Raw genomic sequence first — 22,251 nt, forward strand, 5'->3', positions numbered from 1 at the left:
ACAAGTTTCGCGTGTTCGCCGGGCGCACATGGACGCGGGTGCGGGGCGGCCCCTGCGGGCCGCCGTTCCCCGGCCCGCCCCTCCGCCGGGCGGGGCCGGGTCGTGCAGGGGACGCGGAAGGATCAGACGCGGGGCGGGCGGGCCTCGTAGGGGGTGGACAGGACCACCGTCGTGCGCGTCGAGACGTGGGCGAGGGCGCGCAGCCGGCCCAGGAGGTCCTCCAGCTCCAGGGGCGTGGCGACGCGCACCTTGAGGATGTAGTTCTCGTCGCCCGCGACGCTGTGACAGGCCTCGATCTCGGGGACGCCGGCCAGCCGGTCGGCGATGTCGTCCGGGGCGCTCGGGTCGAAGGGCTTGACCGAGATGAACGCCGTCAGCGGCAGGCCGACGGCCTCCGGGTCGACCACGGCCGCGTACCCGCGGATCACCCCGCGCTGCTCGAGACGGCGTACTCGCTGATGGACTGCCGACGTGGACAGTCCCGTGGCCTTGCCCAGATCCGTGTAGCTCATCCGCCCGTCCCGTACGAGCAGATCCACGATCTGGCGGTCCAGCTCCTCCATTGCGCTCATAGCCGCTCAACTTAAGGCCCAAGGGCACTCCAAGCCCAGTGGTGTCCGCCCACTGGAGGCATCTGCGCCAGGCATGTGACCAAGGCCACAGGGGTATGCAGGCGCAGGCCGGTCTGATGTGGTTACTCGTGACGCTCGACGGGAAGTGCTTGCTGTGGCCGAGGCCGTAGAACCTGCCCGCCCGGCCCACCCAAGGGGGAGTACATCCATGCTGAACACCAAGCGCGCCGGTCGCACCGAACCGGAGCCCCTGGAACCGCTCGAGTCCGAGGACGGCTCGTACGCCGAATACCCGGACGACCTCGACGGATTCGAGATCCACCACGCGATCTGCCCCGACTGCGGCCAGTCGATCGCCCTCGTCGCGGACGAGGAGTTCCTGCCGCAGCACGCGCTCTGCCTGACCCCGTGGAACCCCTTCGGACTCACGGTGTGCGCGGGCACCGGGCGGCCGGCCACGGACGCGCTGCCCACCGTCGGCGCGATCCAGCCGGTGGAGGCCACGGAGCTCGATTCCGTCGTCCTGTCGACCCTGCCCCAGGGCCTGGACTGGCGGACGCAGCCCTTCTCGCACGTGGGCGGCCCGGGTTCGCGTCCGGTCCGCGTGGTGAGCCCGGTGCTCCCGCAGCCGCAGGCGCAGACGCGGCAGCAGCACGCCCAGGCGGCCTGACCACCGCCCGGGCGTCCCGCCCCTGCTCCGACCCCTACCAGTACGTTCCCTGCACCATGGCGGCCAGGCTGGCGTGGTGCAGGATCAGGCTGTCCGGGTCCGCGGGGATCTCCACCTCGCCGAAGTGCGCCTGCCGGTAGGCGATGCGCAGCATCACGATGGCGTGCCGCAGGGCGGCGTAGAGGGTGTGGAACTCCATGTCGCGCGGGGTGTGGCCGGTGAGTTCGGCGTACCGGCGCTCCAGGTCCTCGCGGCGCAGGAAGTCCGGCAGTCCGGGCTGTCCGAAACCGACGGTCAGGTCCTGGAAGAACCGGTGGAGGTAGACGGTCCAGCCGAGGTCCACCTCGCGCGGGGCGCAGGCCGCCATCTCCCAGTCCAGGACGGCCACCGGCGTGAAACCGTCGTAGATGACGTTGCCGATGCGGGCGTCGCCCCAGTTGAGGACCGCGGGGCCCTCGTCCGCCGGCCACAGCTCCTCCAGGCGGGCGAAGGCCCGCTCGATGAGCGGGGACGGGGCGAGTCCGCCCACCACCCAGGCGTAGTAGGCGCGTTGGCCGTCCACGTGCCGGCGCAGGGGACTCCCCTCACCCGCGGCCAGGAGGAACTCGGCCTCCTTGGCCGGGAATTGGTCGTGCAGACGGGCCAGCAGCGAGATGCTCGCCTCCTGGAGCCCGGCGCGCTCGGCGTCGGTCGCGGCGTGCAGCCAGTTCCCCTCGTAGGTGTACGGCATGACGTCGGGCGGGACCCGGCCCTCGGCACGGGCCATCACGAAGAACGGCGCCCCCAGCGGCCCCGGATCCTCCTCCAGCCACTGCACCCGCGGGACGGGCAGGTCCGTGTGCTCGGCGACCAGACGCATCACCCGGTGCTGGCGCGGCATGTCGTACGTCGGGAAGACGGTGTAGGCGGCCGGGTCGGCGGCGAGCCGCAGCGCGCAGGCGCGGAGCGGGGTGTCGGGGTGCTCTATGTCGAAGAGCAGGGTCTCGCTGGACATCCCGTTGGATCCGGGGACCGAGACGTTGGTGACCTTCGCTCCGGGCAGCCTGCCGTCCAGCCAGACGGCGAGGCGCCGGCCGAGCTCTTCGGGCTCCCGGGTGGAAGTGCGCGGGCGTGGTGCGGTGGCCATGGTCGATCCCCTTTCCTACTGGGCGACGGAGGAGTAGTCGGTGAAGCCGCTCGGGTCGTGGCGGCCGAAACTGCCGTGCTCGAAGATGCCGTGGCCGGTCTGCCCGTCGAGGGTGAAGCGGGCCGAGTGGTCGGTCACCCCGAAGGCGGCCATGGGGTGGGCCGCGGGGTCGGACAGGTCGTAGGTGCGGCGGTCGGTCCAGCCGCGCCCCTGCCAGGTGCCGTGCTGCCAGTCGCCGGCGGGCGGGTAGCCGGCGCCGACGGCCAGCGGCGAGCTGTTGAGGATCTCCACGCCCAGTTCGAGGGGCTTGCGGGACGGGTCGGTGAGATGGACGACGGCCCGCTCGGGGTGGCGGCCGCCCGGCCGGTAGCGGATCTCGGTGTGCGGCCAGCCGAGCTGGACGTCGTGGCGGCCGCTGCCCTCGGGGAAGACCTGCACCGCCTCGTTGAGGGTGCGGTGCCCGTCGGCGTCCTCCTGGGCGATGACCATGACGAAGCGGTCCTCGAAGCGGACCGGGATCCAGAGCCAGTGGAAGCCCTCGGGCCGGTACTCCTCGGCCGCCCTCCCCCCGTCCTCACCGGGTATCGGCCGCACCCCCCAACTCCGGTCGCGGGTACCGGTCCACTCCCCCGGCGTGAGGACGAACTCCTCCCCCTTCGCCCGGATGACCCCGCTGACGCCACCGGCCTGGACGAAGCGGCGCCCCTCCAGCATGAGCCGGTCGCCGCGCCGCTGGACGTGGTGCGGCTCCCAGACGGCGGGGAACTCGGCGGTCCAGGTGACGTCGTACGAGAGCCCGTCCGGGTCTGCCGGGTCCGCCGCGCAGCGCAGCGTGAGCCGCTTGAGCGGAACGTCGACGGTGATGGACAGCGGCCCCACCGAGAGGTTCATCCGATCATCCGTCAAGGCATCGGAGGCCCGGACGGCGAGGAGCTCGTCGCCGAGTCGGAGGGTGGCGTAGGCGTCGATCACCCCGGCGTTGGGGTAGACGCCGAGGCCGAGGATGAGGACGGCACGGCCGGCATGGTCGAAGACGTGGAAGATGCAGCGGTCGTAGGCGTTGCGGTCGCCGCTGACGAGGTGCTTCATCGACAAGGGGGCCTGGTGGATGGGGTACTCGTCGAGGGCGACGGGCCGGTCGGCGGACATGGCGGACCTCCTGGACGGACGACTTCGGGGGGCGGCTCAGGCGAATATGACGGTACGTCAGAAACGCCACCCAGGACCACCCTTCTGGCACGCTCTGACACCCCGGCACACCACGCCGCCCTGCCGTCAGGCCTGTCGGAGTCAGCGATGCGGGCCTCCGCGAGAATGGCGGGATGAACCATCGCTTCGTCGGTATTCCGGAGCTGAACGATGTTCCGCGCGTTGCGGTCGTCGTAGACGTGATGCGGGCCTTCACCGTGGCTGCCTGGGCGTTCTCACGTGGCGCCGAAAGGATCGTCCTGGCCGCGTCGGAGGGTGAGGCACTGGCCTTGAAGGAGGGTCGTCCGGGTTGGCTGGCTCTGAAGGACGGCGCTCCGGCACCGGGCTTCGACGCGGTGAACTCACCCGGTCTGATCAGGTCGCTCGATCTGACCGGTCGCACGGTGGTGCAGAAGACGACGGCAGGAACCGTCGGCGCGCTGGCCGTCGCGAGCGCGCCGCTGGTCTTGTGCGCGAGTTTCGTCGTGGCCGGCGCGACAGCGCGGTTCCTGAAGACCGAGGGTTCCGGGCCGGTGACGTTCGTCGTCGCCGGCGACGACGGCCAGGCCGCCGAGGACCTGGCCTGCGCTGAATACATCGGCCAGCATCTCGCCGGAGGCGATGCCGAGGCGGCCCCGTATCTCCACCGCGCGAGGACCTCCCGGGCAGCCGCCGACCTTGCCGACGGCGTGCAACGCGGATACCAGGGTGTTCACCCCGACGATGTCGACCTGCGCCTGGAGCTGGACAGGTTCTCCTTCGCGATGGTCGCCCGCCAGGAAGACTCTCTGACCGTGCTGCGTCCCGCCGCGGCGCCCGCCGGATCAGCCGACGCCGGCTGACCTGCTGCCACTCTTCGGTCATCCCGCTTCGGCGGGCGGGGAGCCCCTCGTTCCGGCCGACGCGACCCTCGGTGCCCTGCCCTGCCGGGGAATCCGAGAGGGGCCACCAGGCACGGCTCGCAGCCGCCGAGCCGTGCGAACCGCGCACCGATCGGTGGCGGCTTATGCCCGGCCCACAGACGGCCGGCAGCCGCCAAGCCTCGCGTACCGCGCACCGATCAGAGGCGGCTCGTACCCAGCTCCAGACGGCCGGCAGCCGCCGAGCAATGCGATGTGCGCAGCGACCTGATGCGCCCCCTGACCGGGGCCGGCGGTCACCGACGCGCCCGTCCCTGCCTCGATCGCCCGGCCCGTTCTTTCGGGCTTTCCCGGCTGTCTTCGATTTTCCGTGGCGGGACGGTCGGTCAGGGGTGGCCGCAGGCCATCGCGCAGCGACGCGACGAAGGAGCGCCCTTGAGGGACCGGCCCGACACGGAAGACGATGAGACCGACGGAAAACCCCCAGCACCTCTCCGATCCCCCGAACGCCCGACCCCCGGCCCCCGACCCCCCGGGGACGGCTCGAACGGATACCCGTACCCCGGGGGCGATTACCCGGCCCTTCGCTCCCGCGTTGGCCGTGCATGACCATGCTTCAGTCTTCAACCGGCCGAAGGCGTCGGCCGACGCCGCCGGGATTCGAAGAATCGGTTCAGCGGCAGCATCCCCACCAGCGGGAGCAACAGCAACAGCAGCAACAGGCTCCCGATCCGCCGATCTACCGCGAGCTGCTGGCCCGGTGGGCCGATGCCGGCCGCACCCTGCCCGGTCGGCGCGACCCGGAATGGTCCCGGCTCACGTCCTCCCCGGTCTGGCCCACCACGAGCAGCGGGCTGTACTGACCCGCACGGCCCTTCACGGCTTCACGGCCGTTCGCGGCCCTTCACCGCCCCGCACCGCAACGGCCCCGCACCGCCCCCGCCCCACGACCGCCCCGGGCGGCCAGGATCAGCGGGTCTCCGGTCCCGCCAGGTGGCGGGCGATGACCATGCGCTGGATCTGGTTGGTGCCCTCCACGATCTGGAGCACCTTCGCCTCGCGCATCAGGCGCTCGACAGGGAAGTCCGCGGTGTAGCCGTAGCCGCCGAGGACCTGCACCGCGTCCGTGGTGACCGCCATCGCCGCATCCGTGCAGAACAGCTTCGCCATGGCCGCCTGGCGGGAGAACGGCTTGCCCGCGTCCCGCAGCCGCGCCGCTGCGAGGTACAGCGCGCGCCCCGCCTCGATCTTGGTGGCCATGTCGGCCAGCATGAAGCGCAGCCCCTGGAAGTCGGCGATCGGGTGCCCGAACTGCTTGCGGTCCAGCGCGTACGTGAGCGCCTCGTCCAGCGCCGCCTGGGCGACGCCGATGGCGCAGGCGGCGATGCCCAGACGCCCCGCGTCCAGCGCGGCCAGGGCGATGGTGAAGCCCTGCCCCTCCTCGCCGATCCGGCGCGCGTCCGGCACCCGTACGCCGTCGAAGTGCAGCTGGGCGGTGGGCGAGCCCTTCATGCCCATCTTCTTCTCGGGCACGGCCGCCGTCAGGCCTTCCGCGTCACCGGGGACCAGGAAGGCGGTGATGCCCTTGGGGCCCTCGGCGCCCGTCCGTGCCAGGACGGTGTAGAAGTCGGCGACTCCGCCGTGGGTGATCCAGGCCTTGGTGCCGGTGATGATCCAGTCGTCGCCGTCGCGCACCGCCTTGGTGGTGAGCGAGGCGGCGTCGGAGCCGGCGGCCGGCTCGGACAGGCAGTAGGCGCCCAGCAGGCCGCCGCCGAGCATCGCGGGCAGGTGCGCGCCCTGCTGCTCCTTGGTGCCGTAGCCGGCCAGGCCGTGGCAGGCCAGGGAGTGCACGCTGACGCCGAGGCCGACGGTCAGGCGGGCCGCGGCCAGCTCCTCCAGGACCTGGAGGTAGACCTCGTACGGCTGCTCGCCGCCGCCGTACTCGCCGGGGTACGGGAGGCCGAGCAGCCCCGCCTCGGAGAGCAGCGTGAAGACCTCGCGGGGGAACCTCCCGGAGTCCTCTTCCTCGGCGGCCTTCGGACGGATCTCCCGCTGGGCGATCTCGCGGACGAGGGCGAGGAGGTCGCGGGACTCCTCGGTGGGCAGCTGACGGTCCACCGGCTGCGGGGCGCGGTCTGTCATGGCGGCGCTCTCCTCCCTGATAGGGCACGGCGGCGACGCGTGAGGTGTGGGACGCGCCGCCGGGTCTCGGTGCTCTCACAGCCGATGGTGCCCTCCCGGATCACGGAATGGGCTGTTCAGCGGCTGCGGCGGCTTGAGTATGCCCGATCAGGGGCTTCCCGTCACCGGGGCAAGATCGTCACGCTGACCGAACGGTCCTTCGGTAGCGGGAGGTGCCGGACACTCCGGGACGAATTCCTCGATCACCGTCAGTGTCGCGCGCAGCTGGCGCACGAGAAGGGCTCCGAGCTCGGCGCGATCGGGCTGCCCCACCACGTCGATCCCGCCCGGCCGACCGATCCCACCCAGCCCGCCGATCCATTCCAGGGTGACCCCCTCGACCGAGGAGAGCCAGCCGACGAGGGCGAGCCGGGCGACCTGCGGGAGTGCGCGGTGCCCGTACGCGCCTTCGGCGATGGTGGCGACCAGCTCCTCGCGGACGGCGTCGCGGATGGCGAGCACCTCGGCGTCTGCGCCGACGCCGCCGGTGACGATGGTGCGGTAGGCGGCGCGGTGATGCTCGGCGTAGTGCAGGTAGCCGTCGATGGTGCGGCGGACGCGCTCCGCGTTGGGGAGGTCCGCGTCGCCGCCGGCGCGGGCGACGAGCTCGGCGACCGAGTCCTCGACGATGGCGAGGTAGTAGCCGCGCTTGCTCTTGAAGTAGTAGTAGATCAAGCCCTTGGCGACGCCCGCGTGCTTGGCGATGTCGTCCACGGAGAGCGCGTCGTACGAGGTGTCGGCGAACAACTTGCGCCCGGTCGCTATGAGTTCGGCCCGGCGAACCTGCGAACGCCCGGTCGCACCCCGCTGTTGACCACTATCCAAATTCAGCCCCAGCCTCGAACCGCCACAACGTGCCCGAAGTATGGCAGCACTTACCGGCGGTACTGAGGATGCAGGCGGCCTCGCCCGGGGCGGATGCGGTTACAGCCAGCCGACCTGGGTGACGAACATGGCGACGACGACCACGAGGGTCCAGCCGAGGACGTGCTCCAGCCAGGAGGAGTCGTCCTTGGGGCCTCCGGTGCGCACGAGGTCCAGGGCGGGGGCGGTCGGGGCGGCGCTGTCGGCAGTCATGATGTCCAATGTGCCAGCGTTCGCGGCCTTCGCGGTAGATGACGATGGTCACGTGGTGGCACGCATCACACCGCCGGGCCCCCGCCGCTCCCGAAAGGAAGGGTGCGGCGGGGGCCCGGCGCCCGGTTGACCGTCTTCGCCAGACGCGGGAATCCTCAGATGCGGGGATCCTCAGATGCGGGTATCGCGGTTGCGACCCGCCATGCCCGCCATCGCGAGGCCGAGGCAGAGTGCGACGGCTCCGGTGATCACGTTGCTGACCACCGAACGAGTCGTGTCCATCTCTCCGGCGATGGCCCACGGGGCGATGATCGTCCACGCGCCGAGTGCGACGGCGGTCCAGGCCATCGCATGGGTGCGTTCGTAAGCGGACCCCAGACCGCCCATGCACAGGCAGAACGCCAGGCCGGCGATCAGGTTGTTGATGGCCAGCGGGGTCAGGACGCTGAACCCGGCTATCCACGGCGAAGCCGCCAGGTACAGGCCCGTGACCAGGGCCAGTGCTTCAACGGCTTGCGCGGCAGGGGTGCTGGTCACCCGCTCGAACCGAGTGCGCATCTCGGCAAGGTCCGGGTGGTGCTCGATGCTGCTGGGATGAGTGGTCATGGCGGACTGCCTCCTACAAGGAGCCTTATATGCCCTTTATGCCCATATTCTTCCGATTAAGCCATCCTGACCAGCGGAGCTTCCCCGGAATTTTCCCCTGGCTTCCCCGGAGCCCTCTCCGAGCCCTCAGAGCACGCCGACCGCCGTCAGCGCGGCCGCGTGCGCCGCGCCGAGAGCCGCCGGGAAGTAGAGGTAGCAAATACCGCCCGTACCCGAGGCGACCTTGCCGGCGGCCGCGTGGCGCTTGGTGCGCAACCAGATGGTCTCCCATTCAGAGCGCTTGTAGACGCGGCGGACGGCGGGATTGTCGGGCGAGTTGGGGTCGTTGGCGATCACGTCCCCGGCGGCCGTGAAGCCGATGACGGTCATCAGGTGGCCCGCGGTGCCGTAGCCCGCGCCGGTGAGCTCCTCCGTGCGGAAGGACTGCGAGGTGATGGCGGGGATGCCCGCCCGGACCAGGGTCTCCAGGTCGGACATTGCGGTGAGGCGGGTGACGACGCCGGCGAGCCCTCGGTAGGTGGCCGCGTACGCGGGGTTGAAGGGCCAGTTGCCGCAGCCCTTGTAGGCGGCGTCGTAGGTGGAGCGGGCCGCGTGGCAGACCTGCGGGTCGGCGTACCTCGGGTTCACCCAGGTCAGGGCGGTGTCGCTGGCCTTGCCGCCCCAGTACTCGATGATCATCTGCGAGGAGGTGGGGCTGCACCAGGCCTCGCCGCCGTTGTCGTACTCGGGGTACTGCCCGGCGTGGGTCTCCTGCGAGTAGCGCGGGACCTCCAGCTCGTGGGCGCGGCCGGAGGGGGCTGAGGGGGCGGAGGCGGGAACCGTGAACCGGTCCGGGACGTCGGAGACCATCGCGCCCGCCAGCCACACGGTGGGGCCGCGGTCCGCGCCGGGCTTTCGGTGCAGGGTGAGGCGCAGCTGCCAGTCCGCGATCCGCAGCCCGGCGGCCGCGGCCGGTGCATCGACGGCCAGGGTGTCGGTCCAGACGGTGGACTTGCCGTCGGTCTGACCGTCCACCGACGTGCGGCGGATGTCGCGGTCCCCGGAGGCCCACCGCCCCATCACGTACCAGGGGGTGGGGCTGCCGTCCGTGTAGGTGCCGCGCAGCTCGATCTGGATCCAGGTGCCGGCCGGCGTACGGGCGTTCCAGGAGGCGATGGCCTCGGTGGCGGGCACGGTGGAGCGGTGCACCGGGGAGGTCCAGGTGGCGTACTCCCAGACGCTCTTCCTCCCGGTGTGCGGATCGGCGTACTCGGTGCGGCCGGCGGCGGTCTTGATCTCCAGGCCGGGACGGGCGCCGCCGACGGCGGTGGTGCCCTTGTGGGTGCCGGCCAGCCAGTGGGCGAAGGAGTACCAGAAGCGGTTGTCGACGGTGCGGCCCGCTGCCCGTGGGGTCGGCCGGGCCGCCGCCGAGGCGCTGCCGCCGGGGACACCGGCGGCGGTCGCCGCGGTGGCGACCGCGAGTGCGGCGACGAGTACGGCCCTGCGTGGCGTGGATGCTGTCATCGCGAGGTTCCCCCGGGGTGGGTCGGCGCTTCGGTGGCTCACCCTTCCAGTTCCCGGTGGCCGTACGCCGAAGCCACGGGTCGTGTCGGGCTTGTCTACGCTGGTCGGGTGGAGCCACACCAGTCACTTGAGTCACTCGCCCGGGAGCTTGCCGCATTGCCGGTCTCCCTCGGCCCGGTGCGTCTGATCGGGATCGACGGTCACGCCGGATCCGGGAAGAGCACCTTCGCGGGGCGGCTCGCCGAAGCGCTGGGCGGGGCGCCCGTCCTGCACCTGGACGACGTGGCCAGCCACGAGGAGCTGTTCGGCTGGGAGGACCGGCTGCGCGCGCAGGTGCTGGAGCCGCTCGCCGAGGGGCGGCCCGCGCTGTGGGCCCCCTACGACTGGGTGGAGCGCCGTTTCGGGCCGGAGCGGGTGCTGGATCCGGCGCCGGTACTGCTGATCGAGGGGGTCGGGGCCGGCCGGCGGGCGCTGCGCCCGCATCTGGCGGGGCTGCTGTGGATGGAGACGCCTCGTGTGCAGTCCTGGCTGCGGGGGCGAAACCGGGACGGGCGTGAACTTTCCGACTTCTGGGACGGATGGGAGCGCGCGGAGCGCGCGCACTTCTCCAATGACCCTTCGCGCCCCTTCGCCGACACCCTGGTGCGCCAGTGCGGTACGGGATACGAGTGGTCTTCCGGGGCCGGAGCGACGGCGGGAACCACCGCTTCCGTCACCGACGGTGACGAACTCCCCCGGGCCTGAGCAGCCCGGAAAATCCCCTCCGCCAGGCCTCCACCGACCTGCTTGACCTGGGGCCCGCACCGGCCTTACGTTCTCAATGCGCGGCCTTACGGCTGCCGCAGACACGAAGCCCCCGATTGTTCCCCCGTGATCGGGGGCTTCGTTCTGCCCGCGAACCCCCTCCCGCGGCTGTCCCGGGAGGCGAATCCGCCCCGCTTCTTCACCCTGAGTCACCGAGCGCCCTCGGGGCGCACGCCCGAACCCGCCCCGTCGCGCCCTACGTAAGGTGCGAAACCGCAGGTACGATGCAGCCCTGATTTCAGCGACGCCAGCCGGGGGCAACGGTCAACTCGCGCGCTCGAAGCGGGGGTTGCCGCGCACCACGGGGGCAGGCTTGTGGGGGACGTGATGGATTTCGGCACGCCGGGCAGCATGCACGCCCCGGCCGAACTCGCCTGGCTGCGCGGAGTCGACGCCTGCACCATGGGCGCGTATCCGCAGGCCGAGGAGGAGTTCCGGGCGGCCGTACGACTCGATCCCTCGATGGCCGACGCCTGGCTGGGGCTGCACGCGCTCCGGGTGGACACCGGCAACGCGTTACTCCGGATGTACGCGCACCGGGACCGCTTCGGCGAGCAGCGGGCCCGGCACCGGAGGACGCTGAACTCCTGGTACTGGCTGGGCTGGTGGGTGCAGCCGGTGCTGGAGAGCCGGCGGGACCTGCTGCTCGCCCACGCCTCGCACTGGCTGGACGGCCGTCACGTGCCCGAGCTGGACCAGGCCCTCGCGGCGCTGCCGCCGGTGGACACCGACTCCCAGGTGCGGTTCCTGCACGCCTGCCGGGCCTACCTGGTCAAGGACTGGGATCAACTGGTCCGGCACACCGAGCCGCTGGTGAACGATCCGCTGCTGGGGATCGAGGCGGGGCTGTTCGGCGGTATGGCCCGGGTCCGGCTGGAGATGTACGGGCAGGCGGAGCCGATGCTGTCGGCGGCGCTGATGCGATGTCGCAGCGAGCAGCCGCAGCGCAAGGAGCTGCGGTACTGGCTGGCGCGGGCGCACGAGGGCACCGGGCGCAGCGCGGCGGCGCTGCCGCTGTACCGGGCGGTGCACCGGGTGGATCCCTCGTTCATGGACACCGCGGCCCGGCTGACGGCCATCGAGGACGGCGACGACACCGACGGCATGGCCGATCTGGCGGGTCTGGCGGGGTACGCCGGCTACGGGGCCTACGCCGGGCACGGCCCGTCCCCGGCCGGCGGGGACTTCGCGGCGGTCGCGCTGGGCGGCGGGCCCGTCCAGGACATCGCGGCCGACAACCAGGCCGAGCCGGACCCGCTGGCTCCGCCGACCCCCCCGGCGGGCCGGGTGGAGGGCGCCCGGCGCAAGGTGCCCGTCCCGCCGCAGGGCGGCCCCGAGGGGCTGCCGGCCGGGCCGGCCGACCCGGCGGCGCTCGCCGAGGCGCTGGCGGAGCTGGAGCGGATGGTGGGCCTGGAACCGGTCAAAAGGCAGGTGAAGGCGCTCTCTGCGCAGCTGCACATGGCGCGGCTGAGGGCTGGTCAGGGGCTGCCGGTGCAGCCGCCGAAACGCCACTTCGTCTTCTCGGGGCCGTCGGGGACGGGCAAGACGACGGTGGCGCGGATCCTGGGGCGGGTCTTCTACGCGCTGGGGCTGCTGGGCGGGGACCATCTCGTGGAGGCCCAGCGGGCGGACCTGGTGGGCGAGTTCCTGGGCCAGACCGCGGTGAAGGCGAACGAGCTGATCGATTCGGCGATCGGCGGGGTGCTGTTCGTGGACGAGGCGTACTCGCTGTCGAACTCGGGCTACAGCAAGGGCGACGCGTACGGGGACGAGGCCCTGCAGGTGCTGCTCAAGCGGGCCGAGGACAACCGGGACCACCTGGTGGTGATCCTGGCGGGCTATCCGGCGGGGATGGACCGGCTGCTGGCCGCCAATCCGGGGCTGTCCTCGCGGTTCACCACCCGGGTTGACTTCCCCAGCTACCGGCCGCTGGAGCTGACCGCGATCGGCGGGGTGCTGGCGGACGCGAACGGGGACCACTGGGACGAGGAGTCGCTGGAGGAGCTGCGCAGCATCAGCGGGCACGTGGTGGAGCAGGGCTGGATCGACGAGCTCGGCAACGGGCGGTTCCTGCGGACGCTGTACGAGAAGAGCTGCGCGTACCGGGACCTGCGGCTGGCGGGCTTCGCGGGTGAGCCCTCGCGGGACGACCTGGCCACGCTGCGGCTGCCGGACCTGATGCAGGCGTACGGGGAGGTGCTGTCGGGCCGCGGCCCGCAGGAACGGCCGGAGCCGCCGCCGCTGTGAGCCGGGCCGGGCCGTGACGGCTCCGCCGGGCCGCGGCGCGGGGTCCTCCTGTCGCGGCCGGATGCGGCGGGTGCCGTCCTGCGCTACGGCATGTCCGGGGGTGCTCCGGAGAAGGCCGCGATGGCGTTGAGGACCAGCCAGAGGACGAGCAGGGGGATCACGAACCAGAGGACGGAGAGCGGGCGTCCGCCGTTGCGCGCGGCCCAGGCCGCGTCCTGCAGGCTGCCGAGGTCGCCCCGCAGCAGGGCGTCGGCCTCCGCCGCGAACGCCGGATCCGCCTCGGTCAGGTTGAGGAGCGCCGCCGTGAGCCGGTCGGCCGCTTCCGGTACGGAGGGGTCACGCTCGAAGGCGGCCAGGAAGGCCAGGCCCTGTTCCGTCAACCGGTCGCGCAGCAGCGCGCGGAGCCGGCGCGCCACCGGGGAGGCCACGTCCGGGTCCTCCCTCAGCAGGGCCACCATCCTGGCGGCCGTCTCGCCGTGCTCCCCTGACATCCGACCGCCCCCTCCCGCATACGGTCAGTAGTGCCCCGGCACCCGGCCGTCCAACCCGCCGGACCCGCCGCGGGACGGCGGGTCCGGCGACAGGTCAGCCGGTCAGTGCCCGCTCCGGGCGAGGTCCCGGACGGCCCGCCGGGACGCGGTGTGACGGGTCGCGGACCTCGCCGACCAGCATTTCCAGGACGTCCTCGAGGGCGACCAGGCCCAGGACCCGGCCGCCGGGGTCGGCGACCTGCGCCAGGTGGGTGGCGTCGCGGCGCATCACGCCGAGGGCGTCGTCCAGCGGGACGGTGGCACACAGCGTGGTCATCCGGCGCCAGACCCGCTGGGGCACGGCCCGCTCCCGGTCTTCCAGGTCCAGTACGTCCTTGACGTGCAGGTAGCCCATGAAGGCGCCGCTGGCGGCCCGGACGGGGAAGCGGGAGTAGCCGGTGCGCACGGTCAGCTGCTCGATCTGGCGCGGGGTCACGTCGGGGCCGACCGTGACCAGGCGGTCCCGGTCGAGGAGGACGTCGCTGACGGGGCGGCTGCCCAGTTCGAGGGCGTCCTCCAGCCGCTCCTGCTCGACCGGCTCCAGGAGCCCGGCCTGCCGGGAGTCCTTGAGGAGCCGGCCCAGCTGGGCGGAGGTGTAGACGGCTTCGACCTCGTCCTTGGGTTCGACCTTGAAGAGCTTCAGGACGAGCTTGGCGCAGGCGCCGAGCGCGGTCGTGACCGGCCCGCACAGACGGGCGAAGGCGACCAGGCCGGGGCTGAACCACAGGGCGGTCTTCTCGGGGGCGGCCATGGCGAGGTTCTTGGGGACCATCTCGCCGATGACCAGGTGCAGGAAGACCACGGCGGCGAGCGCGAGCGCGTAGCCGAGGGGGTGGATCAGGCCCTGCGGTACGTGGACGGCGTGGAAGACGGGCTCCAGCAGCCGGGCCACGGTGGGTTCGGCGACCGCGCCGAGGGTGAGCGAGCAGATGGTGATGCCGAACTGCGCGGCGGCCATCATGCGCGGCAGGTTCTCCAGGCCGTGGAGCACCTGGCGGGCCCGCTTGGAGTCGGCGGCGAGGGGCTCGATCTGGCTGCGCCGCACGGAGACGAGTGCGAACTCGGCGCCGACGAAGAAGCCGTTGGCGAGGACCAGCAGCAGGGCGAAGAGGAGCTGGAGCGCGTTCACCGGGAGGCGCCTTCCAGCTCGGCCCGCTGCGGGGCGCCTTCGCCGCGCCGGCCGGAGCCGACCAGGCCGGCGCCGCCGGCCACGGAGGCGGAGGCGGACCGGTACCCGCCGGCGGCGGGCACCGCCGTCAGCCGGACCAGGCGTACGAGCTCGGCGCGGTTGCGGCCGACCCGGCGGACGGACAGCTTCCATCCGGGGAGATCGGCGCGGTCCCCGGGGGCGGGGATCCGGCCGAGCAGGTCGGCGACGAGGCCCGCGACGGTCTCGTACGGCCCTTCGGGCACCTCGAGGCCTATCCGGCGCAGGGTCTGCACCCGGCAGCTGCCGTCGGCCTCCCAGGACGGGCGGCCGTCCTCGGCGGCCACGGCGGCCAGTTCGGGGCCGCCGTCCTCGGCGAGGTCGTGCTCGTCGCGGACCTCGCCGACGAGCTCCTCGACGATGTCCTCCAGCGTGACCACGCCGGCGGTGCCGCCGTACTCGTCGACGACCACGGCCATCGGCTGTTCGCTGCGCAACCGTTCCAGCAGCGGCTGCACCGGCAGGGAGCCGGGCACCAGCAGCGGGGCGACGCAGATCCGGCTCACGGTGGTGCGGTCGCGGTCGGACTCGGGCACGGCGAGGGCGTCCTTGAGGTGGACCACGCCGGTGACCTCGTCGATGCGGTCGCGGTAGACCGGGAAGCGGGACAGGCCCGTGGCGCGGGTCAGGTTCAGCACGTCGGCCGCGGTGGCCGTGTGCATGAGGGCGCTGACCTTCACCCGGGGGGTCATGACGTGCTGGGCCGTGAGCTCGCCCAGCGAGAGGGTCCGGACGAAGAGGTCGGCCGTGTCCTGTTCGAGTGCGCCCGCCTGGGCCGAATGGCGTACGAGGGAGACCAGTTCGCCGGGGGTGCGGGCGGAGGCCATCTCGTCGGTCGGCTCCACGCCGAGCGCCCGCACGAGGCGGTTGGCGACGGCGTTGAGGCCGGCGATGACCGGCCGGAAGGCGCGGGAGAAGGCGTTCTGGGGGCCGGCGACGAAGCGGGCCACCTGGAGCGGCCGGGAGACCGCCCAGTTCTTCGGTACGAGCTCGCCGACGACCATCTGGACGGCGGAGGCGAGCAGCATGCCGATGACGACGGCGACGCCGGGGACGGCTCCCTTCGGCAGGCCGGTCGCGGCGAGCGGCCCGGCCAGCAGTGCGGCGAGGGCGGGCTCGGCGAGCATGCCGACCACGAGGGAGGTGATGGTGATGCCGAGCTGGGTGCCCGAGAGCTGGAAGGAGAGCTCTTTCAGGGCCTCGACCACCGTGCGGGCACGGCGGTCACCGTCGGCTGCGGCGCGCTCGGCCTCGGGTCTCTCCACGGTGACGAGGCCGAATTCGGCTGCCACGAAGAAACCGTTGGCGAGGATCAGGGCGAATGCCGCCGCGAGCAGGAGTAGCGGAATGGTCATGCCGCCGCCTCCGGAGGGAGGGCGGCGCGGGTACTACCGGACGATCCGTCCATTGCTGGAGGGAGTCACTCCTCAAGTTGCAGGTGCCCACGGACCTCGGGGTCCCGGGGCCGGTGGGAGGGCGCATGCTGCGCCCCGCCACCAGGGTAGTCATTGAGATCCCGGCCGCAACGGTACGCAGCGACGAGGATGGGCGGTCTCAGTTGTCGTTCGCGCCGGTTCCGCGGGAGTCGGCGAGGGCGCGCAGGGCGCGGGCGTCGCCGATCGCCTGCTGCTTGGCGACACCCGGCTGGATGCCGAGGACGGGCAGGCTGGTGCCGTCGCTGAGGTCCAGGAAGACCCACGGGTCGCCGGGGCGGAGGTTGACGCGCAGGATCTGCGCCCACTCCAGGCGGCGGGTGGTGGTCAGGTTGACCACGGTGACTCCGGCCTCGTCCGCGACCACCTTGGGACGGCTGAGCAGGACGAGCACGGAGGACAGCAGGACGGCGACGAGGACGAAGCTGATCCGCTCGCCGGGCTGCAGGCGCTCCAGCATCACCGCGATGGAGGTGATGGTGGCGAACATGGCGAGGCCGACGCCCAGCAGGACCACCCGGGTACGGGTCGGCCGGAAGGTGACCGGCAGGGCGGGCGGTTCGGGCTGGGCGGCGGGCTCGGCCATGGTGGTTCGGGTGCCTTCTGCAGTGGTGGTGCGGGTCGGACGGGTCAGAGCCGGCACGCGTGGATCGACGTGGTGAGGATCGCGCGCGCGCCGAGCTCGTACAGGTCGTCCATGATCCGCTGGGCCTCCTTGGCCGGGACCATGGCACGGACCGCGACCCAGCCCTCGTTGTGCAGCGGGGAGACGGTCGGCGACTCCAGGCCCGGGGTGAGGGCGACCGCGCGCTCCAGGTGCTCGGCGCGGCAGTCGTAGTCCATCATCACGTAGCTGCGGGCGACCAGGACGCCCTGGAGGCGGCGCAGGAACTGCTGGACCTGCGGGTCGTCCGCGTCGGCGCCGTTGCCCCGGATCACGACGGCCTCGGAGGTGAGGATCGGCTCGCCGATGACCTCCAGGCCCGCGTTGCGCAGGCTGGTGCCGGTCTCGACGACGTCCGCGATGATCTGGGCGACGCCGAGCTGGATGGCGGTCTCGACCGCGCCGTCGAGGTGGACGACGGAGGCGTCGATCCCCTTGTCGGCGAGGTGCTTGGCGACGATTCCCTCGTACGAGGTCGCGATCGTCATCCCGTGGAAGTCCTCGGGACCCTTCGCCGTGCCGGGGGTGGTGGCGTAGCGGAAGGTGGACCGGCCGAAGTTCAGCGGCAGGATCTCCTCGGCGCTGGCGCCGGAGTCGAGCAGCAGGTCGCGGCCGGTGATGCCGATGTCGAGCTTGCCGGAGGAGACGTAGATCGCGATGTCCTTGGGGCGGAGGTAGAAGAACTCCACCTCGTTCTCGGGGTCGACGACCACGAGCTCCTTGGACTCCTTGCGCATCCGGTAGCCGGCCTCATGGAGCATCGCCGACGCCGGTCCGGAGAGTGAACCCTTGTTGGGGACGGCGATGCGCAGCATGGGGCTTCCTTTGGTGCGTGGTTTGCGTGGTTACGGGCGGGTGTGCGTGCCGAGGATCAGAGGTGCGCGTAGACGTCGTCGAGGGAGATCCCGCGCGCGACCATCATCACCTGGACGTGGTACAGCAGCTGGGAGATCTCCTCGGCGGCGGCTTCCTTGCCCTCGTACTCGGCGGCCATCCAGACCTCGGCGGCCTCCTCGACGACCTTCTTGCCGATGGCATGGACGCCCTTGTGGACGAGCTCGGCGGTGCGGGAGGTGCCGGGGTCGCCTTCGGCGGCCTTGAGCTGGAGCTCGGTGAAGAGCTCTTCGAAGGTCTTGGAGGGTTTGTTCGCCATGATGTCCTTAGGGTAAGGGCTCACCCGGGTGTCCCCGTGCCGGGGTTCACTCCTTGGACTACCGCCAGGGTTCGCTGACGGTGCGCAGGGTCATGGCGGTGGAGACGGCGGCGGTGACCGCTTCGTGCCCCTTGTCCTCGTTGGACCCCTCGAGCCCGGCGCGGTCCAGCGCCTGCTCGTCGTTGTCGCAGGTCAGCACGCCGAAGCCGACGGGGACTCCGGTGTCGATCGACACCTGTACCAGGCCCTGGGTGACGCCCTGGCAGACGTAGTCGAAGTGCGGGGTGCCGCCGCGGATGACCACGCCGAGGGCGACGATCGCATCGTAGCCGCGACCGGCCAGCACCTTCGCCACGACCGGCAGCTCGAAGCTGCCCGGGACGCGGAGCAGGGTGGGCTCGTCGATGCCCAGCTCGTGCAGGGCCCGCAGGGCGCCGTCGACCAGTCCGTCCATGACCTTCTCGTGCCACTGGGCCGCGATCACGGCGACTCGGAGGTCTCCGCAGTTCTTCACGCTCAGTTCGGGTGCGCCCTTGCCGCTCACAGCTCTACTCCTCGGTGGTTCGTGGATGTACGTACGGGGGTGGTGGTGCTTGCTTACTGGTTGCCGCAGGCGGACGTGGTCACGGCCCCGTCCAGCCAGGGCAGGTCGTGGCCCATCCGGTCCCGCTTGGTGCGCAGGTACCGCAGATTGTGCTCGCCCGCCTCCATCGGCATGGCCTCCCGGCTGGTGACCTCGATGCCGTGCCGCTCGAGGGCGGCGGACTTGTCGGGGTTGTTGGTCAGCAGCCGGACCTCGTGCACGCCGAGGTCGGCGAGGATCTGCGCGCCGGCCGCGTAGTCGCGGGCGTCGGCGGGCAGCCCCAGTTCCAGGTTGGCGTCGAGGGTGTCGCGGCCGCGCTCTTGCAGTTCGTAGGCGCGCAGCTTGGACATCAGTCCGATGCCGCGGCCCTCGTGGCCGCGCAGGTAGACGACGATGCCGCGGCCCTCGGCCTTGATCCGCTCCATGGAGGCGTGCAACTGGGGGCCGCAGTCGCAGCGCTGGGAGGCGAAGATGTCTCCGGTCAGGCACTCGGAGTGCATGCGGACCAGGATGTCGGTGCCGTCGCCGATCTCGCCGTGGACGAGGGCGACGTGCTCGACGCCGTCGACCGTGGAGCGGTAGCCGTGCGCGGTGAACTCGCCGAAGGCGGTCGGCAGGCTGACCTCGGCCTCGCGGCGCACCTTGGGCTCGGCGGAGCGGCGGTAGGCGATCAGGTCCTCGATGGAGATGATCGTCAGGCCGTGCTTGCGGGCGAAGGGGATCAGCTCGGGCAGGCGCAGCATGACGCCGTCCTCGCCGGCGATCTCCACGATGGCACCGGCCGGGCGCAGGCCCGCGAGGCGGGCGAGGTCGACGGCCGCCTCGGTGTGACCGTTGCGGACGAGGACACCGCCCGGCTTGGCGCGCAGCGGGAAGATGTGGCCGGGGCGGACGAAGTCTCCGGGGCCGCTGACGCCGTCGGCGAGGAGGCGCAGGGTGGTGGCGCGGTCGGCGGCGGAGATGCCGGTGGAGACGCCGTGGGCGGCGCTCGCGTCGACGGAGACGGTGAAGGCGGTCTTCATCGACTCGGTGTTGTTCTGGACCATCTGGGGGAGTTCGAGCCGGTCCAGCTCGGGGCCCTCCATGGGGGCGCAGATCAGGCCGCGGCACTCGCTCATCATGAAGGCGATGATCTCGGGGGTGGCCTTCTCGGCCGCGATGACGAGGTCGCCCTCGTTCTCGCGGTCCTCGTCGTCGACGACGACCACCGGCCGGCCCGCCGCGATGTCGCGGACGGCCTGCTCGACGGGGTCGAGGCGGAAGGTCTCTTCGGGGATCTCGGGCACGGGCTTGAGGGTGGTCATGCCGTTGCTCCTTCCGGGGCCGGGGCGGGGGTGGTGGTGCGCGAGCGCTGGTACCAGTCGTAGGCGCCCCAGACCACGAGGCCGAAGTACACGACGTAGACGAGGCCGGAGAAGGCCAGGCCGTTGTTGAAGGCGAGGGGGACGCCGACCAGGTCGACGAGGAGCCAGGCGATCCAGAACTCGACGAGGCCGCGGGCCTGGGCGACCATCGCGACGATCGTGCCGACGAAGATGTACGCGTCGGCCCACGGGCTCCAGGACAGGTCCGGGTAGAGCGTGAACAGGCCGCCGACGGCGAGGGTGCCGAGCGCCGCTCCGGCGAGGAGCAGTCCGCGCTCCTTCCAGGTGGCGGTGCGCACGGCGATGGAGCCGTCCTGGGCCTGCTGCCGGCCGAGCTGCCACGCCCGCCAGCCCCACGCCGCCACCCCGATGACCAGGAGCTGCTTGCCGACGCCGCCGGCGAGGTGCGCGGAGGCGTAGGCGGCGATGAGGATCAGGCCGGACAGGAGCTGGGCGGGCCAGGTCCAGATGGAGCGGCGCCAGCCGAGGGCGAGCGCGGCCAGGCCCATCAGGTTGCCGATCATGTCGGACCAGATGACCTTCTGGCCGAAGACGGTGAAGGCCTCGGCGTTGAGCCAGGTCAGGGCGGTCACTGGTCGTCTCCCGTCGGATTCGCGCGCAGCGGGTCCACTCCGGCCGCCAGGAGGCGCTCGACGTACTTCGCGAGGACGTCGACCTCCAGGTTGACCGGATCGCCGGGCTGCTTGATGCCGAGCGTGGTCAGGGCGAGGGTGGTGGGGATGAGGCTGATCGTGAACCAGTCTGCGGCCGCCTCGACCACGGTGAGGCTGACGCCGTCGACGGTGATGGAGCCCTTCTCGACCACGTACCGGGAGAGGGTCTCCGGGAGGGCGACCTTGACGATCTCCCAGTGCTCGGAGGGGGTCCGGGAGAGGATCTCGCCGGTGCCGTCCACGTGCCCCTGGACCAGGTGCCCGCCGAGGCGTCCGCCGAGGGCCATCGGGCGCTCCAGGTTGACCCGGGAGCCCTTGGCGAGGGCGCCGAGGCTGGAGCGGTTCAGGGTCTCCTGCATGACGTCGGCGGTGAACTCGCCGTCGGCGGTCTCCACGACGGTCAGGCAGACACCGTTCACGGCGATGGAGTCGCCGTGCTTGGCGCCCTCGGTGACCAGGGGGCCGCGCAGCCGGAAGCGGGAGGCCTCCTCGAGCTGCTCGACGGCGGCGACCTCGCCCAGTTCTTCGACGATTCCGGTGAACACTCAGTGCTCCTTGGGGGCGGTGGTGGGGATGGCGGTGATGCGGAGATCGGGGCCCACGCGGACGGCCTCGGTGATGTCGAGGCGCAGGGCGTGGGAGATGTTCGTGATGCCTGCGTCGCCGAAGGCCGCGGGGCCGGCGCCGAGCAGGGCCGGGGCGAGGTAGCCGACGACCCGGTCGACGGCTCCGGCCTCGGCGAAGGCGCCCGCCAGGGTGGGGCCGCCCTCCAGGAGGAGGGAGCGCACGCCACGGGCGTACAGCTCCTCCAGGAGCCGGCGGACCGGGATCCGGCCGTCCTGCGGGGGCAGCCGCAGGAGGTCGACGCCGGGCAGGTGGCGGGTGTCGGCGTCCTCGGCGACGACCAGCAGCGTGGGCGCGGAGCCGTCGAGGATGCGGGCGCCCGGCCGGAGTCCGGCACGGGTGTCGAGGGCGACGCGCAGGGGCTGGGTGGCTCCGTCGATGCCGCGTACGGCCAGGTGCGGGTCGTCGGCGCGCAGGGTGCCGCCGCCCACCAGGACGGCGTCGGCCTCGGCGCGCAGCCGGTGGACGTCCGCGCGGGACTCGGCGGAGCTGATCCAGCGGCTGGTGCCGTCGGCGGCGGCGCTGCGGCCGTCGAGGGTGGCTGCGTACTTCCAGGTGACGTGGGGGCGGCCGAGCCGGACGGAGGTCAGCCAGGCGGTGTTGCCGGCCTCGGCCTCCGCCTCCAGGAGTCCGGCCTCGGTGTCGACCCCGGCGGCGCGCAGGGTGGCTGCACCGCCGCTGGCCTGCGGGTTCGGGTCGGAGACGGCGTAGACCACGCGGATGATGCCGGCCTCGACGAGGGCGCGGGCGCAGGGTCCCGTACGACCGGTGTGGTTGCAGGGTTCGAGGGTGACGTAGGCGGTGCCGCCGCGGGCCGCGTCGCCTGCGACGCGCAGGGCGTTGACCTCGGCGTGCGGGCCGCCGGCCCGCTCGTGCCAGCCCTCGCCCACGACGGTGCCGGAGGCGTCGGTGATGACGCAGCCGACGACGGGGTTGGGGCTGGTGGAGCCGAGTCCGCGGGCGGCGAGCTCGACGGCTCGGCGCATGGCACGGGTACCCGCGTCGGATGCGGGTGCTGCGTGCGCGGCGTGTGTCGCCACCGGGTCCTCCTGCCTCATCGGGCACGGACTCCGGGGCCTGTCGGGATACGACAGATGAAGCGGTACAGCTCACGGGGGACGCCGAGGCCGAAAAACGGTCCGATCGGGCATGTCCGCAGGGATATGCCGATGAACCGCCGACGGC

The 22,251-nt window shown here is 72.1% G+C and carries 23 protein-coding genes; 4 read left to right on the forward strand and 19 right to left on the reverse strand.

Features of this window, described 5'->3' with window-relative positions:
- Positions 1-122 precede the first annotated feature (122 nt).
- A complete protein-coding gene (locus OG472_RS10860; RefSeq protein WP_030011705.1) occupies positions 123-563 on the reverse strand; it encodes an Lrp/AsnC family transcriptional regulator in 441 nt (146 codons plus the stop codon).
- 217 nt (positions 564-780) lie between these two features.
- Here OG472_RS10860 and OG472_RS10865 point away from each other — a divergent pair, with 217 nt between their 5' ends.
- Positions 781-1,242 (forward strand): hypothetical protein, encoded by a 462-nt coding sequence (locus tag OG472_RS10865; RefSeq protein ID WP_401609584.1) that lies wholly within the window; start codon positions 781-783, stop codon positions 1,240-1,242.
- Between the two features lie 34 nt (positions 1,243-1,276).
- Here the strand turns inward: OG472_RS10865 and OG472_RS10870 are convergent, their stop codons facing one another.
- Positions 1,277-2,368, reverse strand: a complete 1,092-nt coding sequence (locus OG472_RS10870; RefSeq protein WP_405829224.1) for a phosphotransferase family protein — start codon at positions 2,366-2,368, stop codon at positions 1,277-1,279.
- A gap of 15 nt (positions 2,369-2,383) precedes the next feature.
- Positions 2,384-3,517: a hypothetical protein gene (locus tag OG472_RS10875; RefSeq protein ID WP_405829226.1), complete on the reverse strand. Its 1,134-nt coding sequence runs from the start codon at positions 3,515-3,517 to the stop codon at positions 2,384-2,386.
- A gap of 173 nt (positions 3,518-3,690) precedes the next feature.
- Between OG472_RS10875 and OG472_RS10880 the strand changes: the two genes are divergently transcribed.
- Complete coding sequence (locus OG472_RS10880; protein ID WP_405941357.1) at positions 3,691-4,398, forward strand: 2-phosphosulfolactate phosphatase; 708 nt, start codon at positions 3,691-3,693, stop codon at positions 4,396-4,398.
- 987 nt (positions 4,399-5,385) lie between these two features.
- Here OG472_RS10880 and OG472_RS10885 read toward each other — a convergent pair.
- The 5 genes from OG472_RS10885 to OG472_RS10905 all read right to left on the reverse strand — a co-directional run bounded on the left by OG472_RS10885 (position 5,386) and on the right by OG472_RS10905 (position 9,783).
- Positions 5,386-6,558, reverse strand: coding sequence for an acyl-CoA dehydrogenase (locus tag OG472_RS10885; protein WP_401609571.1), 1,173 nt, complete (start codon positions 6,556-6,558; stop codon positions 5,386-5,388).
- Between the two features lie 147 nt (positions 6,559-6,705).
- Positions 6,706-7,422: a TetR/AcrR family transcriptional regulator gene (locus tag OG472_RS10890; protein ID WP_405829230.1), complete on the reverse strand. Its 717-nt coding sequence runs from the start codon at positions 7,420-7,422 to the stop codon at positions 6,706-6,708.
- A 99-nt stretch (positions 7,423-7,521) separates the two neighbouring features.
- Positions 7,522-7,674: an SCO1431 family membrane protein gene (locus OG472_RS10895; RefSeq protein ID WP_327412804.1), complete on the reverse strand. Its 153-nt coding sequence runs from the start codon at positions 7,672-7,674 to the stop codon at positions 7,522-7,524.
- A gap of 171 nt (positions 7,675-7,845) precedes the next feature.
- Complete coding sequence (locus OG472_RS10900) at positions 7,846-8,280, reverse strand: SPW repeat protein (protein WP_401609565.1); 435 nt, start codon at positions 8,278-8,280, stop codon at positions 7,846-7,848.
- A gap of 126 nt (positions 8,281-8,406) precedes the next feature.
- Positions 8,407-9,783 (reverse strand): peptidase C39 family protein, encoded by a 1,377-nt coding sequence (locus OG472_RS10905; protein WP_405829232.1) that lies wholly within the window; start codon positions 9,781-9,783, stop codon positions 8,407-8,409.
- Between the two features lie 108 nt (positions 9,784-9,891).
- Between OG472_RS10905 and OG472_RS10910 the strand changes: the two genes are divergently transcribed.
- Positions 9,892-10,527: a uridine kinase gene (locus OG472_RS10910; RefSeq protein ID WP_401609561.1), complete on the forward strand. Its 636-nt coding sequence runs from the start codon at positions 9,892-9,894 to the stop codon at positions 10,525-10,527.
- A 387-nt stretch (positions 10,528-10,914) separates the two neighbouring features.
- On the forward strand, positions 10,915-12,834 hold the full coding sequence (locus OG472_RS10915; RefSeq protein ID WP_405829234.1) for an AAA family ATPase: 1,920 nt from the start codon (positions 10,915-10,917) through the stop codon (positions 12,832-12,834).
- Positions 12,835-12,917: 83 nt separating this feature from the next.
- Here the strand turns inward: OG472_RS10915 and OG472_RS10920 are convergent, their stop codons facing one another.
- From OG472_RS10920 to ribD, 11 genes are all read right to left on the reverse strand, one after another.
- On the reverse strand, positions 12,918-13,325 hold the full coding sequence (locus tag OG472_RS10920; RefSeq protein WP_405941358.1) for a hypothetical protein: 408 nt from the start codon (positions 13,323-13,325) through the stop codon (positions 12,918-12,920).
- A gap of 94 nt (positions 13,326-13,419) precedes the next feature.
- On the reverse strand, positions 13,420-14,493 hold the full coding sequence (locus OG472_RS10925) for a hemolysin family protein (RefSeq protein WP_401609554.1): 1,074 nt from the start codon (positions 14,491-14,493) through the stop codon (positions 13,420-13,422).
- On the reverse strand, positions 14,490-15,926 hold the full coding sequence (locus OG472_RS10930; protein WP_401609552.1) for a hemolysin family protein: 1,437 nt from the start codon (positions 15,924-15,926) through the stop codon (positions 14,490-14,492). The genes OG472_RS10925 and OG472_RS10930 overlap by 4 nt, the downstream gene beginning before the upstream one ends.
- A 199-nt stretch (positions 15,927-16,125) precedes the next feature.
- Positions 16,126-16,590 carry a PH domain-containing protein gene (locus OG472_RS10935; RefSeq protein ID WP_383574402.1) on the reverse strand — a complete coding sequence of 155 codons (465 nt, stop codon included), beginning with the start codon at positions 16,588-16,590 and terminating at the stop codon, positions 16,126-16,128.
- 44 nt (positions 16,591-16,634) lie between these two features.
- Entirely contained in the window at positions 16,635-17,483 is an 849-nt protein-coding gene (gene hisG / locus OG472_RS10940; protein WP_401609549.1) for an ATP phosphoribosyltransferase, read from the reverse strand.
- A gap of 56 nt (positions 17,484-17,539) precedes the next feature.
- Positions 17,540-17,821, reverse strand: a complete 282-nt coding sequence (locus OG472_RS10945) for a phosphoribosyl-ATP diphosphatase (protein ID WP_383574398.1) — start codon at positions 17,819-17,821, stop codon at positions 17,540-17,542.
- Between the two features lie 58 nt (positions 17,822-17,879).
- Complete coding sequence (ribH, locus tag OG472_RS10950) at positions 17,880-18,365, reverse strand: 6,7-dimethyl-8-ribityllumazine synthase (RefSeq protein ID WP_007262951.1); 486 nt, start codon at positions 18,363-18,365, stop codon at positions 17,880-17,882.
- Positions 18,366-18,418: 53 nt separating this feature from the next.
- Complete coding sequence (locus OG472_RS10955; RefSeq protein ID WP_401609545.1) at positions 18,419-19,708, reverse strand: bifunctional 3,4-dihydroxy-2-butanone-4-phosphate synthase/GTP cyclohydrolase II; 1,290 nt, start codon at positions 19,706-19,708, stop codon at positions 18,419-18,421.
- Positions 19,705-20,361, reverse strand: a complete 657-nt coding sequence (locus OG472_RS10960) for a nicotinamide riboside transporter PnuC (RefSeq protein ID WP_401609543.1) — start codon at positions 20,359-20,361, stop codon at positions 19,705-19,707. Before OG472_RS10960 ends, OG472_RS10955 begins: the two co-directional genes overlap by 4 nt.
- Positions 20,358-20,987: a riboflavin synthase gene (locus OG472_RS10965; protein ID WP_401609541.1), complete on the reverse strand. Its 630-nt coding sequence runs from the start codon at positions 20,985-20,987 to the stop codon at positions 20,358-20,360. The genes OG472_RS10960 and OG472_RS10965 overlap by 4 nt, the downstream gene beginning before the upstream one ends.
- Positions 20,988-22,124 carry a bifunctional diaminohydroxyphosphoribosylaminopyrimidine deaminase/5-amino-6-(5-phosphoribosylamino)uracil reductase RibD gene (gene ribD / locus OG472_RS10970; RefSeq protein WP_405941359.1) on the reverse strand — a complete coding sequence of 379 codons (1,137 nt, stop codon included), beginning with the start codon at positions 22,122-22,124 and terminating at the stop codon, positions 20,988-20,990. It lies immediately after the preceding gene.
- Between the last annotated feature and the right edge of the window lie 127 nt (positions 22,125-22,251).

Source organism: Streptomyces sp. NBC_00207 (assembly GCF_045160965.1).
GTDB lineage: Bacteria > Actinomycetota > Actinomycetes > Streptomycetales > Streptomycetaceae > Streptomyces.

Bases quoted from the DNA above. Each gene is read 5' to 3' on its own strand.
- OG472_RS10945 (WP_383574398.1), bottom strand. From the start codon at position 17,821: ATGGCGAACAAACCCTCCAAGACCTTCGAAGAGCTCTTCACCGAGCTC.
- OG472_RS10930 (WP_401609552.1), bottom strand. From the start codon at position 15,926: ATGACCATTCCGCTACTCCTGCTCGCGGCGGCATTCGCCCTGATCCTC.
- OG472_RS10885 (WP_401609571.1), bottom strand. From the start codon at position 6,558: ATGACAGACCGCGCCCCGCAGCCGGTGGACCGTCAGCTGCCCACCGAG.
- ribD (WP_405941359.1), bottom strand. From the start codon at position 22,124: ATGAGGCAGGAGGACCCGGTGGCGACACACGCCGCGCACGCAGCACCC.
- OG472_RS10920 (WP_405941358.1), bottom strand. From the start codon at position 13,325: ATGTCAGGGGAGCACGGCGAGACGGCCGCCAGGATGGTGGCCCTGCTG.
- OG472_RS10875 (WP_405829226.1), bottom strand. From the start codon at position 3,517: ATGTCCGCCGACCGGCCCGTCGCCCTCGACGAGTACCCCATCCACCAG.
- hisG (WP_401609549.1), bottom strand. From the start codon at position 17,483: ATGCTGCGCATCGCCGTCCCCAACAAGGGTTCACTCTCCGGACCGGCG.
- OG472_RS10955 (WP_401609545.1), bottom strand. From the start codon at position 19,708: ATGACCACCCTCAAGCCCGTGCCCGAGATCCCCGAAGAGACCTTCCGC.
- OG472_RS10870 (WP_405829224.1), bottom strand. From the start codon at position 2,368: ATGGCCACCGCACCACGCCCGCGCACTTCCACCCGGGAGCCCGAAGAG.
- OG472_RS10860 (WP_030011705.1), bottom strand. From the start codon at position 563: ATGGAGGAGCTGGACCGCCAGATCGTGGATCTGCTCGTACGGGACGGG.
- OG472_RS10935 (WP_383574402.1), bottom strand. From the start codon at position 16,590: ATGGCCGAGCCCGCCGCCCAGCCCGAACCGCCCGCCCTGCCGGTCACC.
- OG472_RS10865 (WP_401609584.1), top strand. From the start codon at position 781: ATGCTGAACACCAAGCGCGCCGGTCGCACCGAACCGGAGCCCCTGGAA.
- OG472_RS10915 (WP_405829234.1), top strand. From the start codon at position 10,915: ATGGATTTCGGCACGCCGGGCAGCATGCACGCCCCGGCCGAACTCGCC.
- OG472_RS10900 (WP_401609565.1), bottom strand. From the start codon at position 8,280: ATGACCACTCATCCCAGCAGCATCGAGCACCACCCGGACCTTGCCGAG.
- OG472_RS10880 (WP_405941357.1), top strand. From the start codon at position 3,691: ATGAACCATCGCTTCGTCGGTATTCCGGAGCTGAACGATGTTCCGCGC.
- OG472_RS10905 (WP_405829232.1), bottom strand. From the start codon at position 9,783: ATGACAGCATCCACGCCACGCAGGGCCGTACTCGTCGCCGCACTCGCG.
- OG472_RS10895 (WP_327412804.1), bottom strand. From the start codon at position 7,674: ATGACTGCCGACAGCGCCGCCCCGACCGCCCCCGCCCTGGACCTCGTG.